This is a genomic window from Roseicyclus amphidinii (assembly GCF_030163755.1).
GTDB lineage: Bacteria > Pseudomonadota > Alphaproteobacteria > Rhodobacterales > Rhodobacteraceae > Roseicyclus > Roseicyclus amphidinii.
Map to the genome: position 1 here is coordinate 14,189 of NZ_JASJOE010000009.1, position 13,977 is coordinate 28,165.

The 13,977-nt window shown below is 68.4% G+C and carries 12 protein-coding genes; 7 read left to right on the forward strand and 5 right to left on the reverse strand.

Going from position 1 to position 13,977, the window contains the following annotated elements; translation table 11 throughout:
• Positions 1-21: 21 nt before the first annotated feature.
• Genes QQK83_RS04750 through QQK83_RS04760 form a run of 3 tightly spaced genes read right to left on the reverse strand, consistent with a single transcriptional unit; the run spans position 22 to position 3,804 of the window.
• A complete protein-coding gene (locus QQK83_RS04750) occupies positions 22-1,737 on the reverse strand; it encodes a peptide ABC transporter substrate-binding protein (protein ID WP_284262186.1) in 1,716 nt (571 codons plus the stop codon).
• A 29-nt stretch (positions 1,738-1,766) separates the two neighbouring features.
• Positions 1,767-2,804, reverse strand: a complete 1,038-nt coding sequence (locus QQK83_RS04755) for an ABC transporter ATP-binding protein (RefSeq protein ID WP_284262189.1) — start codon at positions 2,802-2,804, stop codon at positions 1,767-1,769.
• Positions 2,797-3,804 carry an ABC transporter ATP-binding protein gene (locus tag QQK83_RS04760; RefSeq protein ID WP_284262191.1) on the reverse strand — a complete coding sequence of 336 codons (1,008 nt, stop codon included), beginning with the start codon at positions 3,802-3,804 and terminating at the stop codon, positions 2,797-2,799. The genes QQK83_RS04755 and QQK83_RS04760 overlap by 8 nt, the downstream gene beginning before the upstream one ends.
• A gap of 225 nt (positions 3,805-4,029) precedes the next feature.
• On the opposite strand from QQK83_RS04760, the gene argE reads away from it, so the two are divergent.
• From argE to QQK83_RS04785, 5 genes are all read left to right on the forward strand, one after another.
• Positions 4,030-5,190, forward strand: a complete 1,161-nt coding sequence (argE, locus tag QQK83_RS04765; protein ID WP_284262193.1) for an acetylornithine deacetylase — start codon at positions 4,030-4,032, stop codon at positions 5,188-5,190.
• Positions 5,191-5,193: 3 nt separating this feature from the next.
• On the forward strand, positions 5,194-6,366 hold the full coding sequence (locus QQK83_RS04770) for a M20 aminoacylase family protein (RefSeq protein ID WP_284262196.1): 1,173 nt from the start codon (positions 5,194-5,196) through the stop codon (positions 6,364-6,366).
• A 32-nt stretch (positions 6,367-6,398) separates the two neighbouring features.
• On the forward strand, positions 6,399-7,559 hold the full coding sequence (locus tag QQK83_RS04775) for a M20 aminoacylase family protein (RefSeq protein WP_284262198.1): 1,161 nt from the start codon (positions 6,399-6,401) through the stop codon (positions 7,557-7,559).
• A gap of 94 nt (positions 7,560-7,653) precedes the next feature.
• The gene (locus QQK83_RS04780) at positions 7,654-8,817 is read left to right on the forward strand and encodes a M20 aminoacylase family protein (protein WP_284262200.1); all 1,164 of its coding nucleotides are present in this window, start codon (positions 7,654-7,656) and stop codon (positions 8,815-8,817) included.
• Between the two features lie 147 nt (positions 8,818-8,964).
• Positions 8,965-10,197 (forward strand): META domain-containing protein, encoded by a 1,233-nt coding sequence (locus QQK83_RS04785; RefSeq protein WP_284262202.1) that lies wholly within the window; start codon positions 8,965-8,967, stop codon positions 10,195-10,197.
• A 3-nt stretch (positions 10,198-10,200) separates the two neighbouring features.
• Here the strand turns inward: QQK83_RS04785 and QQK83_RS04790 are convergent, their stop codons facing one another.
• Both QQK83_RS04790 and moaA read right to left on the reverse strand, forming a co-directional pair.
• Positions 10,201-10,689: a hypothetical protein gene (locus tag QQK83_RS04790; RefSeq protein WP_284262204.1), complete on the reverse strand. Its 489-nt coding sequence runs from the start codon at positions 10,687-10,689 to the stop codon at positions 10,201-10,203.
• On the reverse strand, positions 10,682-11,692 hold the full coding sequence (gene moaA / locus QQK83_RS04795) for a GTP 3',8-cyclase MoaA (RefSeq protein ID WP_284262206.1): 1,011 nt from the start codon (positions 11,690-11,692) through the stop codon (positions 10,682-10,684). Before moaA ends, QQK83_RS04790 begins: the two co-directional genes overlap by 8 nt.
• 89 nt (positions 11,693-11,781) lie before the next feature.
• On the opposite strand from moaA, the gene QQK83_RS04800 reads away from it, so the two are divergent.
• Together QQK83_RS04800 and QQK83_RS04805 are read left to right on the forward strand one after the other, a co-directional pair.
• Positions 11,782-12,267, forward strand: a complete 486-nt coding sequence (locus QQK83_RS04800) for a hypothetical protein (RefSeq protein WP_284262208.1) — start codon at positions 11,782-11,784, stop codon at positions 12,265-12,267.
• Positions 12,260-13,882, forward strand: coding sequence for an AMP-binding protein (locus tag QQK83_RS04805; protein ID WP_284262210.1), 1,623 nt, complete (start codon positions 12,260-12,262; stop codon positions 13,880-13,882). Before QQK83_RS04800 ends, QQK83_RS04805 begins: the two co-directional genes overlap by 8 nt.
• Positions 13,883-13,977 lie beyond the last annotated feature (95 nt).

The window sequence follows — 13,977 nt, forward strand, 5'->3', positions numbered from 1 at the left end:
GCCGGTGTTCAGGGGTGACGCTTATTCAGCGCGACGCCAGTCCATGATGTTCCACAGCTCGCTGTCCCAGTCGGACATGCGGATGCCCTCGATCGAGGAGGCATGCGCCGAGACGCCGCCGCGGTGGATCAGCGGGATGATCGAGTAGGACTGAACGAGCATGTCGTTCTGCATCCGGGCGATCTCGCCGCGACGGGCGAGGTCGGCGGTGCCCGCCATCTCGACGATCAGGGCGTCATACTCTTCCGAGCAGAAGCGCTGGATGTTCGAGCCCTGCCACTGGCTGTCCGGGCCCGGCCATTCGTCGCAGGCCCAGTTGGCCATGTAGGCCTGCGGGTCCACACCGGCGAAGTTGTTGGTATACATCTCGATGTCGGCATAGAACTTCTGGAAGGTGTCGGGCGAAGCCGGGTCACCGCCGAAGAAGACCGACGCGTCGATGTTGCGCAGCTCGGTGTCGATGCCGATCTGGCTCCACCATTCCTTGACCAGCGCCTGGGTGTCCTGGCGGACGGCGTTGGTCGAGGTCTGGTAGAGAACGCTGATCGGCGTGCCTTCATACTCGCGGATGCCGTCGCCGTCGGTGTCGACGATGCCGGCCTCGTCGAGCAGCGCGTTCGCGCCGGCGATGTCCTGCGTCAGGCAGGCGTCGTTGGCGGTCGAGGCATAGAGCTCGGGTGCGGGCAGAACGTTACAGGTCGGCTGGCCGCCTGCGCCGTAGCCGATCTCGACCAGCAGCGCGCGGTCGATGGCCATGGACATGGCCTGACCGATGATCGGGTTGGTCAGGAACGGGTGCGGACCTGCCTCGGCGGTCGAGCGGATGTCGCCCAGGGCCGGGTCGGGGTTGGTCTGGTTCAGGTGCAGACGCTCGACCGAGGTGCCGAAGGCGGTCACGACGGTGCAGTTGCCCTGCGCTTCCATGTCGGCCAGGATCGTCGGGTCGATCTGCAGGTTCCAGGCGTAGTCGAACTCGCCGGTCTCGCAGACCGAGCGCGCCGCCGCCGTCGCATCACCGCCGCCCTTGAAGGTCACGGTTGCGAAGTAGGGACGGTCGGGGAAGCGGAAGTTCGGGTTCGCCGACAGCTCGATCACGTCGTTCGGGCGGAAGTCATCCACCACGAAGGGGCCGGTGCCGATCGGGCCGAAGTTGGCGTCCGTGCACTCGGGCGCGCGGGCGCCGAGGCAGTCGGCGAATTGCGCGGCCTGCAGGACCGGGCTCTCGGAGCCGACGAAGGCGGTATAGGGGAAGGGGGTCGGGCTGCCGAAGACGACGCGGACCTGGTTGTCCCCGACCGCTTCTACCGCGGTCACGCCATCATAGGAGCTGGCCTGCGCGCAGCCGCCCTCGGGATGGGTGCAGTATTCCCAGGTGAAGATGAAGTCGGCCGCGGTCAGCGCGCTGCCGTCCGACCAGGTCACGCCTTCGGCGATGGTCCAGGTGATCGAGGTCAGGTCTTCGGACACGCCGCCGTTCTCGACCGTCGGGATATCCGCGGCCAGCCAAGGCACCATGGTGCCGGTGTCGTCGAAGCGGGCCAGCGACTCGAGGATCAGCGAGGCGGACTCGACTTCCTTGGTGCCGCCCGAGAGATACGGGTTCAGCGTCGAAGGCGCCTGCCAGTAGATGATGTTCAGGTGACCGGACGAGCCGCGTTCGGAATGGGCGTCGGCCCAGACCGCCGCCGGCGCCATTGCCAGCGCGGTCGCGCCCAGCAGAAGGGTTGTTCTTTTCATTTGTCTGTCTCTCTCTCCTTGTTGGATGCTCAGGCCCCAACGGGCTCGGCCGCGTTGGCCGCGGTCTGGTTGGTATCTTCGGCATAAAGGTGGCAGGCGACGAAACGGCCCGGCTTCACCTCGCGGAACTCGGGGTCGATCTTGCGGCAGATGTCCATCACCTTCGGGCAGCGCGTGCAGAAATTGCAGCCCTCGGGCGGGTTCGCGGGGCTGGGCACGTCGCCCTGCAGGATGATGCGGTTCGCCTCATCGTGCAGCGTCGGGTCGGGCTCGGGCACGGCCGAGAGCAGCGCCTGCGTGTAGGGGTGCAGCGGCTCGTCGTAGAGGCCGTCGCGCGGGGCGAGCTCGGCGACCTTGCCCAGATACATCACCGCCACGCGGTCGGCGATGTGGCGCACCATCGACAGGTCGTGGGAGATGAAGAGATAGGTCAGCCCCAGTTTCGCTTGCAGCTCTTCCAGCAGGTTCACCACCTGCGCCTGGATCGACACGTCGAGCGCCGCGATGGGTTCGTCGCAGACGATGAACTTGGGGTTCAAGGCCAGCGCGCGGGCGATGCCGATGCGCTGGCGCTGGCCGCCCGAGAATTCATGCGGGTAGCGGTTGGCGAAATCGCGGTTCAGCCCCACGGCGTCCATCAGCTCGTAGATCCGCTCGAGCCGCGCCTTGGCGTTCATGTCGGAATGCTCGCTGAGCGGCTCGCCGATGATGCCCGCCACGGTCATCCGCGGGTTGAGCGAGGCCTGCGGGTCCTGAAACACCATCTGCATCTTGGGCCGCAGGCGGCGCAGCTTGTCGAAGGGGGCATGGGCGATTTCCTCGCCATCCAGCTTGATCGACCCGCCCGTCGGCTCGTAAAGCCGCAGCACCGCCCGGCCGCAGGTGGACTTGCCGCAGCCGCTTTCGCCCACAAGGCCCAGCGTCTCGCCTTCGTAGATGTCGAAGCTGACGCCATCGACCGCCTTCACCGCCCCGGTGACGCGACGCAGCAGTCCCGAGCGGATCGGGAAATGCATCTTGAGGTCGCGCACCTCGACCAGTTTCTTGGCGTTGCTGGTGTCAAACATCGCGCGGCGCCCCTGTCTTGAAATCCCAGAAGCAGGCTGCGTCATGGCCATTGCCGACGTCGTAGCGCGCGGGGTTCTGCGCCGCGCAGCGGTCGAAGGCCTGCGGGCAGCGCGCCATGAAGGGGCAGCTTTCCGGCGCCTTGGCCAGGATCGGCGGCTGGCCCTGGATCACGCGCAGCTTCTCGGCGCGCGCGCCCTTTATGTGGGGGACGGTCTCGAGCAGCATTCTTGTATAAGGATGCTGGGGGTTGGCGAACAACTCCCGCACGGGGGCCTGTTCCACGACCTGACCGCCATACATCACCATCACCCGGTCGGCGATGCCCGCGATCACGCCGAGGTCATGGGTGATCCAGACGATCGCCATGCCGAGCTTCTGGCGCAGGTCCTTGATCAGCTCGAGGATCTGCGCCTGGATCGTCACGTCGAGCGCGGTGGTCGGCTCGTCGGCGATCAGCACCTTGGGGTCGCAGGCCAGCGCGATGGCGATCATCACGCGCTGCCGCATCCCGCCGGAAAACTGGTGCGGATAGTCGCCGAGCCGTCGTCGCGCGTCGGGGATGCCCACCAGCTCCAAGAGCTCGACGGCGCGGTTCGCCGCCGCCCGCTTGTCCATCCCCATGTGTTTGCGCAGCGGTTCCATCAGCTGATAGCCGACCGTGAACACCGGGTTCAGGCTGGTCATCGGGTCCTGGAACACCATGCCGATCCGCGCGCCGCGGATGGCGCGCATCGTCTCTTCGGGGACGCGGGCCAGGTCCTGCCCCTCGAACATCACCTGTCCGCCGCGGATCTCGGCGGGGGGCATCGGCAGGAGCCGGATCAGCGACATCATCGTCACCGATTTGCCGGATCCCGACTCGCCCACGACGCCGAGCAATTCGCCCGGTTTCAGCGTGAAGCTTACATCGTTGACTGCGTGAACTTCACCGCCCCGCGTGCGGAAAACGGTCTTCAGGTCCTTGACGTCAAGGACGAAGGGCGTGGCCCCGTCGGGCATCGGCAGATGCTCCTCAACCTGTTGGTGCGCCGCCTCTTGTCAAAGCATGGGCAGCTTTCGTTAGCGGTCACGGTAACATGAAATTTCCATGTCACAAGCCGCAATCCGGCTGGACTTGCGCGCGGTTTCAGCAACTGCCCAGAGGTTGTGCAGGTTTCTTGCCGTCGGGCTTGACGCTTCCGCGGTGCTGGCACAGGGTCGCCCGGTGACCACCCGGAGCATCCCATGCCAGACGTGTTGAGCCCGCGCGCTCTGCTCGACAAGCTCGTGTCCTTTCCGACCGTCAGCCGCGACAGCAACCTCGCGCTGGTCGACTGGGTCGAGGACTACCTTTCAGGCCATGGCCTGACCTGCCACCGCGACTATGACGAGACGGGGAAGAAGGCCTCGCTCTATGCCCATGCCGGGCCGCCGGTCGAGGGTGGCGTGATCCTGTCGGGGCATACCGATGTCGTGCCGGTCGACGGGCAGGCCTGGGACACCGACCCCTTCACCGTGGTCGAGAAGGACGGCAAGCTTTTCGGTCGCGGCACCTGCGACATGAAAGGGTTCGACGCGCTGGCGATCTGGGCCACGGTCGAGGCGCATCGCCGCGGCGTGACGCGGCCCTTGCAATTGTGCCTGACCCGCGACGAGGAGATCGGCTGCGTCGGCGCCCCGCCGATGATCGAGGCGATGCAGGCCCACATGCCGCGCGCGGCGTTGGCCATCATCGGCGAGCCGACGGAATGGGGCATCGTGAACGGCCACAAGGGCGGCGTGGGCTTCGACCTGCATTTCCACGGATACGAGGTGCATTCCTCCATCGCCTACACGGGCGTCTCGGCGATCATGGAAGGGGCCAAGCTGATCGACTGGGCCAACCGCACCAACGAGGCCAACGCCGCCGCCGCCGATCCCGCCAGCGATTATGACCCGCCCTACACGACGCTTCATGTCGGCATGATCGAGGGCGGCACGGCGCATAACATCACGGCGAAGGATTGCACCTTCGTCTTGTCCGCGCGCTGCGTGCCCGCCGAGCCCAATGCCGAATGGGCCGAGCGCATCAGCGCCGAGATCGCCCGGATCGAGGCCGGCATGAAGGCCGTCCGCCCCGAGGCCGGCATCACCGCGCTGCCGCGCTGGGACGTTCCCGGCCTGCGCGCCGAGGAGGACGGGCCGGCCGAGGCGCTGGTGCGCCGCCTGACCGGCGAGAACGGCTCGAGCGTGGTCAGCTACGGCACCGAGGCGGGCCAGTTCCAGGCCGCGGGCTATTCCGCCGTGGTCTGCGGGCCGGGCAACATCGCGCAGGCGCACCAACCCAACGAATACCTGAGTGTCGCGCAATTCGAGCAAGGCATCGTGATGATGTCCAGGCTCCTCGATCACCTGCAGGAGGGGTAACCCATGCCGATCAAGAACCGTCTTGCGGAACTGATGCCCGAGATCGCCGAGTGGCGGCGCGAGATCCACGCCAACCCCGAGCTTCTTTTCGACCTGCCCAAGACCACCGCGCTGGTCGAGGCCAAGCTGCGCGCCTTCGGCGTGGACGAGATCCACACCGGGATCGGGCGCTCTGGCATCGTCGCGCTGATCCGCGGCAAGACCGACAGCCGCGGCTATTGCGTGGGCCTGCGCGCCGACATGGACGCGCTGCCGATGCAGGAACACACCGGGCTTCCCCATGCGTCGCAGACGCCGAACAAGATGCATGCCTGCGGCCATGACGGGCACACCGCCATGTTGCTGGGGGCGGCCAAGTACTTGGCCGAGACGCGGAATTTCGACGGCACCGTCGCGCTGATCTTCCAGCCCGCGGAAGAGGGCGGCGGCGGCGGCGACCTGATGGTGCGCGACGGCATGATGGAGCGCTTCGGCATCTGCGAGGTCTACGGCATGCACAACGAGCCCGGCCTGCCGGTGGGCGAGTTCGGCGTCTCGCCCGGCCCGATCATGGCGGCCGCCGATGAATTCGAGGTCTCCATCGTCGGCAAGGGCGGCCATGCCGCGCGGCCGCACATGTGCATCGACCCCACGCCCGCCGCCTGCAACGTGGTCATGGCGCTGCAGACCGTGGCGGCCCGCAACGTCGATCCGATCAAGGAGATCGTGGTCTCCGTCTGCACGGTGAAGACCTCGTCCGAGGCGTTCAACGTCATCCCCTCCGAGGTTCTGATCCGCGGCACCGTCCGCACGCTGGACGAGCATGTCCGCGACATCGCGGAAACCCGCGTCTGCCAGCTCATCCGCTCCACCGCCGAGGCCTATGGCTGCGAGGCGCGCCTGCGCTATGAACGCGGCTACCCGGTCGTGGTGAACCACGACGAGAATGCCGGGATCGCCGCCGAGATCGCCCGCGCCGTGGCGGGCGAGGATCGCGTCCGCTGGGGCCGCCCGCCGCGCATGGGGGGTGAGGATTTCGCCTACATGCTCAACGCGCGGCCCGGTGCCTTCATCAATGTCGGCAACGGCGATACCGCCGGTGTCCACCACCCCGAATACGATTTCAACGACGAGGCCATCCCCTACGGATGCAGCTTCTTCGCCGAACTCGTGGAACGACGCATGCCCGCCGCCTGAGGGGCGCGGGGGCTTATTGAAGGGAGACGACCATGCCGATCCGGAACCGCTTCGCCGAGATGCTGCCCGAGGTCACGGGCTGGCGTCGCCACCTGCACCAGACCCCCGAATTGCTCTACGAAGTGCATGAAACCGCGGCCTTCGTCGCCGAAAAGCTGCGCGAGTTCGGCGTGGACGAGGTGACCGAGGGCGTGGGTCAAACCGGTGTCGTCGGCATCATCCGGGGCCGCGGGCCGGGCCGCGCCATCGGCCTGCGCGCCGACATGGACGCGCTGCCGATCCATGAGGAGACCGGGCTCGACTATGCCTCGACCGTGCCCGGCAAGATGCATGCCTGCGGGCATGACGGGCATACCTCGATGCTGCTGGGGGCGGCCAAATACCTCGCCGAGACGCGGAATTTCGACGGCACGGTCGTCCTGATCTTCCAGCCCGCCGAGGAAGGCGGGGCGGGGGCCAAGGCGATGATCGACGACGGGCTCTTCACCCGCTGGCAGGTGGACGAGGTCTACGGCATCCACAACGCGCCGGGCATCCCAGTGGGCACCATCGTCACGCGGCCGGGGCCGCTTCAGGCCAGCTCGGACGAGTTCGAGATCGTCGTGCAGGGCAAGGGCGGCCATGCCGCCGAGCCGCACAAGGCGGTCGATACCACGCTGGTCGCCGCCCATATCGTGATCGCGCTGCATTCCATCGTGTCGCGCAACGTCGATGCGTTGCGCCGGGTGGTGCTGACCGTGGGCACGTTCAAGACGGATTCCAACGCCTCCAACATCATCCCCGATGTCGCTCGGATGGAGGGGACGGTGCGCACGCTCGACCCCGAATATCGCGCCATCATGGAGGGGCGCATCCGCGAGGTCGCCACCCATACGGCGGCGGCCTATGGCGCAGAGGCACAGGTGATCTGGCATCCGGGCTACCCGGTGACGATCAACGACGCCGAGGGCGCGGCCCATGCCGTCGCGGCCGCCCGCGCGGTGGCCAACGCGGTCGATGACGATGTCGACCCGATCATGCCGTCCGAGGATTTCAGCTACATGCTGGAGGAACGCCCCGGCGCCTATGTCTTCCTCGGCAATGGCGACAGCGCCATGTGCCACCACCCGAAATACGTCTTCGACGACGAGGCCATGCCCTATGGCATGAGCTTCTTCGCCGAGATCGTCGAACGCCGCCTTCAGGCGGTGTGAGCAATCAAGAGCGGCACGCCGCCTGAAGGCGGTGTGAGCAAACCAGACCGCGCGCCGCCTCAGGGCGGTGCGAGCACACAGGAGACCGATAGACATGCCCGTCAAGAACCGCTTCGCCGAACTGCTGCCCGAGATCACCGAGTGGCGGCGCGACATCCACGCGAACCCCGAGATCCTGTTCGACACCCACCGCACCTCTGCGCTGGTGGCCGAGAAGCTGCGTGAATTCGGCTGCGACGAGATCGTCACCGGCATCGGGCGCACCGGTGTCGTGGGCATCATCAAGGGCAAGTCGAACGCGTCGGGCCGCACCATCGGGCTGCGCGCCGACATGGATGCGCTGCCGATCCACGAGGAAACGGGCGTCGACTACGCCTCCAAGACCCCCGGCGCGATGCACGCCTGCGGCCATGACGGGCACACCGCCATGCTGCTGGGTGCGGCCAAGTATCTGGCCGAGACGCGCAATTTCGACGGGACCGTGGCGGTCATCTTCCAGCCTGCCGAAGAGGGCGGCGGCGGCGGCAAGGAGATGGTCGACGACGGCATGATGGAGCGCTGGAACATCGAAGAGGTCTACGGGATGCACAACTGGCCCGGCGTGCCGACCGGAAGTTTCGCCATCCGCTCGGGCCCGTTCTTCGCCGCGACGGACATATTCGAGATCAAGGTGTTCGGCCGCGGCGGCCATGCCGCCAAGCCGCACGAGACGGTGGACAGCACCGTTCTGGCCAGCCACATGGTGCTGGCGCTGCAGACCATCGCCAGCCGCAACGCCGACCCGGTGAAATCCATCGTCGTTTCGGTCACCAGTTTCGAGACCTCGTCCACGGCGTTCAACGTCATCCCCGACAGGGTGACGCTCAAGGGCACCGTGCGCACGCTCGACCCCGAGATCCGCGACCTGGCCGAAGAGCGCATGACCGCCATCGTCGAAGGCACCGCCACGATGTTCGGCGGCTCCGCGACGCTCGATTACACGCGGAATTACCCGGTGATGGTGAACTCGGACGAACAGACCGAGTTCGCCGCCGAGGTCGCCCGCGCCGTCTCGGGCGACTGTGCCGAGGCACCGCTGGTGATGGGGGGCGAGGATTTCGCCTTCATGTCGAACGCGCGGCCGGGGGCCTATATCCTTGTCGGCAACGGCGACACGGCGCATGTCCATCACCCGAAATACAACTTCAACGACGAGGCCATTCCGGCGGGCTGCAGCTGGTGGGCCGAGATCGTGGAGCGTCGCCTGCCCGCGGCCTGAGCCGCGCCTTCGGGGTGCCGCGCTCCCTCGGGCGCGGCACCTCGCCTGTTCCATGTCGGCCCCGGCGCGCTTATCTCGGGCACGTCACCCAGCCGGAGCCGCGCCATGCCCGCCCCCCGTCCCGTCCGCCTTGCCCTTGCCGCAGGCTTGACTGCAGCTCTTGCATTGGTCGGCACCGCCACCGCGCAGGAGATGCGCAGCCTGACCGGCAGCGCGACCTATCTCGACCGGATGGCCCTTCCGCCCGAGGCGGTCCTGCTGCTCGAGGCGACCGGCCCGGACGGCACCCTTCTGGCCGAGGCGCGCATCCCGACCGAAGGGCGGCAGGTGCCGATCCCCTTCACGCTCGGGATACCCTCCGGCACCGACACCACCCTGCGCGCGGGCCTTGCCATCGACGGGCAAGTCCTGTGGCTCTCCGAACCGGTGCCGGTGCCGGTGCCGGTTCAGGGCGCGGGCGACACCGCAAAGCCCGGCGCGTTGGTCCTGCCGCGGTTCCAGCCCGTCGGCTTCACCTCGGCGCTGCGCTGCACGGACGGGCCTTACCGCCTCGGTTTCGCAGGCGAGGCCGCGGTGCTGGGCCGCGACGGCGCGCGGATCGTGTTGCAGCCCGCCCCGGCCGCCTCGGGCGCGCGCTTCGCGGCGGCCGAAGATCCGGCGACCTGGGTCTGGTTGCGGGGCGACCGCGCGTTGGTGTCCATCGCGGGCGCGGGCCCGAGCGAGTGCCGCGCGGCCCTGCCGCTCCCCGAGGGGGAATTCCGGGCAGGGGGGAACGAGCCGTTCTGGTCGGTCACGGTCGCGCGGGGCAGCCTGTCGCTCGCCCGCGCGGGGTTCGAGGAGGTCTCGCTTCAGGTGACCGACAGCGACCTGTCGGCCAGCGGTGACATCATCGTCACCGCCAGCGACCCCACCCGCGCGCTGCATGTCGTCCTCGAACGCGGGGCCGAGGTCTGCCGCGACACCATGAGCGGCCTGCCGCACCCCGAGACCGTGGCACTCTCGATGGGCGATGAAACGCTGACCGGATGCGGCGGCGACCCCTGGGCGCTGCTGACGGGCCGGACATGGGTGGTCGAGGAGATCGGCGGCGCGGGCGTCATCGAGGCGGCGCAGGCCACGCTCGGCTTCGACGCCGCGGGGCGGGTCTTCGGCAACGGATCGTGCAACGGGTTCAACGGGGCCGTGGAGATGACCGGCGAGGGTCTGGCGTTCGGCGCGGTGGTGACCACCATGATGGCCTGCCCCGAGGCGGTCATGGCGCAGGAGCGCCGGCTTTTCGACGCATTGGCCGGGGTCCATGCCTTCGACATCGACGACACTGGCGCGCTGGTCCTGATCGGCCCGACCGGCCCCGCCCTCACGGCCCGCGCCGCGCCCTGAGCGTCACACCCCGGCCATGCGCCAAGGCCTGACCAGCCGGTCAAGCCCGAGGCAGCCCGCCAGCCCCGCCATGAGCAGCGCGGGTGTGGTGACCGGGTGCCAGAGCAGGTCCGCGAAGGGTTCCCACCACGCCCATGCGGTGCCGAAATGCCCCCGGTAGCCCGAAGCGATGCCCACGAGCGACCACAGGTATTGCAGCGCGAAGAACCCGCCCGCGATCAGCCAGCGCGCCCGGCCCGCCGTCCAGACCGCCCCGATGATCGCAAAGACGACGCCCGCGCCGATGGCCTTGGCCACAAGGCCCGTCACCACCGTCGCCGTGGTCAGGCAGGGCGGTGCCACGCAGACCGCGCCCGCGGGCGCGATCAGGTCGTTGGGCTGGGTGCCGAACGCGAGGAACTCGTGGGCCAGCAGGACGGCGAACAGGCTGACCGCCCCGGCTGTCGCCAGCGTCAGGGCAGGCCGCAACCGTCCGGGGGCGACATCACCCACCGGTGTGGCTCATGTGGCGGCTGACCTGACCTGCGACGGATTGGCGGGAATAGTCGAAATCATGCCCCTTGGGCTTGCGCAGGATGGCGGCGCGGATCGCGTCTTCGAGCAGCGCATCATCGCTTGAGGCCCGCAAGGGCGCGCGCAGGTCGGCCATGTCCTCCTGCCCGAGGCACATGTAAAGCTCGCCCGTGCAGGTCAGCCGCACGCGGTTGCAGCTTTCACAGAAGTTGTGCGTGAGCGGCGTGATGAAGCCGATCTTCTGCCCCGTCTCCTCGAGCCGCACGTAACGCGCAGGCCCGCCGCTGCGTTCGGCGAGGTCCACCAGCGTGAACCGCTCGCCCAGCCGCGCGCGCAGGTCTTTCAGCGACCAGTACTGGTCCAGCCGGTTCTCGTTGCCGAGATCGCCCATCGGCATGACCTCGATGAAGGTCAGGTCCATGTCGCGGTCGGCGCACCAGGCCTGCAGGTCGAACAGCTCGTCCTCGTTGAAGCCCTTGAGCGCCACCGCGTTGATCTTGACCCGCAGCCCCGCGGCCTGCGCCGCGTCGATCCCGTCGAGCACCTGCGGAAGGCGGCCCCAGCGCGTGATGTCTGCGAATTTCTTTTCGTCGAGCGTGTCGAGCGACACGTTCACCCGCCGCACGCCCGCGTCGTAAAGCTCGCCTGCGAAGCGCTTGAGCTGGCTGCCGTTCGTCGTCAGCGTCAGTTCCTTGAGCGTGCCGGCCTCCAGATGCCGGGTCATGCCGCGGAAGAAGGTCATGATGTCCCGCCGCACCAGCGGCTCGCCGCCGGTGATGCGCAGCTTCTCCACGCCCAGACGGACGAAGGTGGAACACATCCGGTCCAGCTCCTCGAGCGTCAGAAGCTCCTTCTTGGGAAGGAAGGTCATGTTCTCGGCCATGCAATAGACGCAACGGAAATCGCAACGGTCGGTGACCGAGACGCGCAGGTAGCTGATCGCGCGCTGAAACGGGTCGATGAGGGGGGCTGTGCTGTCCATGCGGGCAACGTAAGCGCGACATCGCGCGGCGGCAAGCATCTGCGTCCGCGCTGTTGAAGCGGCCTGCGAATGGCCCTAGGGTGCGCCTCATGAAACGCGCAATCCTTGCTCTTGGCCTGCTGTCCCTTTCTGCCTGTTCCGGTGGGTTCGGCGGCGGCGGCGGTCTTTTCGGCAACGGCCTTTTCGGCGGCGGCCTCTTCGGGGGGCGCGACGCGCCGGACCCCGTGGTGATCGAGACACCGCCCGTCGGCGGTCCCACCGATGTGGATGCCGCGGCGACCGCTGCCCTTGTGCCCGCGGCCCCGGCCGCCCCGACAGGGGAGGGGCAATTCGTCGGGTTTTCCGTCACAAGCCTGGGCGATGCCACCCAGCCGGGCCTCTGGCTCGAGACGCCGCTGGTCACCGAAGAGGGGCCGGGCCGCGTCGTGGCCGAGGACGGGCGCACGATCGTGGTCACGCTGCGCCCCTCGGGGGGCGAGCAGGGCTCGGGTTCGCGGCTGTCCCTGGCGGGCTACCAGGCGCTTGGCCTCACCCTGACCGCGTTGCCGACCCTCACCGTCATCTCCGATGCCTGACATGCCCGACCGGCGGCTGTTCACGCAGCGCGCCGGGTGGGAGGCGCTGCGCACGGGCTTTCGCTGGGACATTCCGCGCCGGTTCAACATCGCGCAGGCCTGTTGCGAGGACTGGGCCGCCGTGGCGCCCGACCGCGTTGCGGTGATCCACCGCCACGCCGACGGACGGCGCGAGACCTGGACCTATGGCCAGCTCAAGCGCGCCTCGGACGCGCTGGCGGGCGCGCTGGCCGCCCGCGGTGTCGCGCGTGGCGACCGGGTGGCCGTCCTGCTGGCGCAGCACCCCGCCGTCCTCGTCACCCATTTCGCCGCGATGAAGCTCGGGGCGGTGTCGCTGCCGCTTTTCACGCTTTTCGGGGAAGACGCCCTGCGCTACCGCCTGTCCGACAGCGGGGCCGCGGCCATCGTCACCGACGCCGCTACCCTGCCGCGCGTCATGGCGCTGGCGCCCGAGCTGCCGGGGCTCTCCACGATCATCACCACCGGGGCGGCGCGCGCGCCTGTCCTCGGGTTCGACGACCTCATCTCCGGCCCGCCGCTGCGGGCCTCCGCCGACACCGCCGCCGAGGACCCGGCGGTGATGATCTACACCTCCGGCACCACCGGCGACCCCAAGGGCGTGCTGCACGCCCACCGGTTCCTCTTCGGGCACCTGCCCTGCATGGAGCTGAGCCAGGGGTTCTTTCCGCAAGCCGGTGACGTGGGCTGGACGCCCGCCGACTGGGCCTGGATCGGCGGGTTGATGGATATGGCGATCCCCTGCCTGTATTACGGCGTGCCGCTGGTCTCGCACCGTTTCGCCAGGTTCGACCCCGAGGCCGCCTTGCGCCTGATGGCCGAAGAGCGGGTGAGCAACGCCTTCATCCCGCCCACCGCGCTGCGCCTGATGCGGCAGGCGGTGCCACCCGCGGGCCTGAGACTGCGCGCCATCGGCTCGGGGGGCGAGGCGCTCGGCGCGAACCTGCTCGACTGGGGGCGCGAGACGCTCGGGTGCCCGATCAACGAGTTCTATGGCCAGACCGAGGCGAACCTCGTGGTCGCCGCCTGCGACGGGCTGATGGAGCGGGTGCCGGGGGCCATGGGCCTGCCCGTGCCGGGCCATGAGGTCACCCTGCGCGACGCAAAGGGCGAGGTCGGAACCGGCGAGGTGGGCGAGGTCTGCGTCCTCGCGCCCGACCCGGTGATGTTCCTCGAATACTGGAACAAGCCCGAGGCGACGGCGAAGAAACTCGTGGACGGCTGGCTGCGCACCGGCGATCTCGCTACCCGCGATGCGGGCGGGCAGATCACCTTTCACGCCCGCGATGACGATGTGATCACCTCGGCCGGCTACCGTATCGGCCCGGTCGAGATCGAACAGGCGCTGGCGCGCCACCCCGATGTCGTCATGGCTGCCGTGGTGGGCGAGCCCGACCCGGTCCGGACCGAGATCGTGGTGGCCCATGTCGTCCTGCGCGACGGGGCCGACTGGTCGGGGATGGAAGAGGCGCTGCAGGCGCTGGTGCGCGAGAAGGTCTCGGCCCATTGCGTGCCGCGCCGGGTGGTGCGCGCCGACAGCCTGCCGATGACGGCGACGGGCAAGATCATGCGCCGCGCGCTCAGGACCGGGCGCTGACCAGACCCTTGCAAGGGTCTGCCCAGCCTTTTGCAAAAGGCTGGAAGAGGGTCTTGCAAGACCCTCGGCAAAACTCTTGCAAGAGTTTTGCGCCG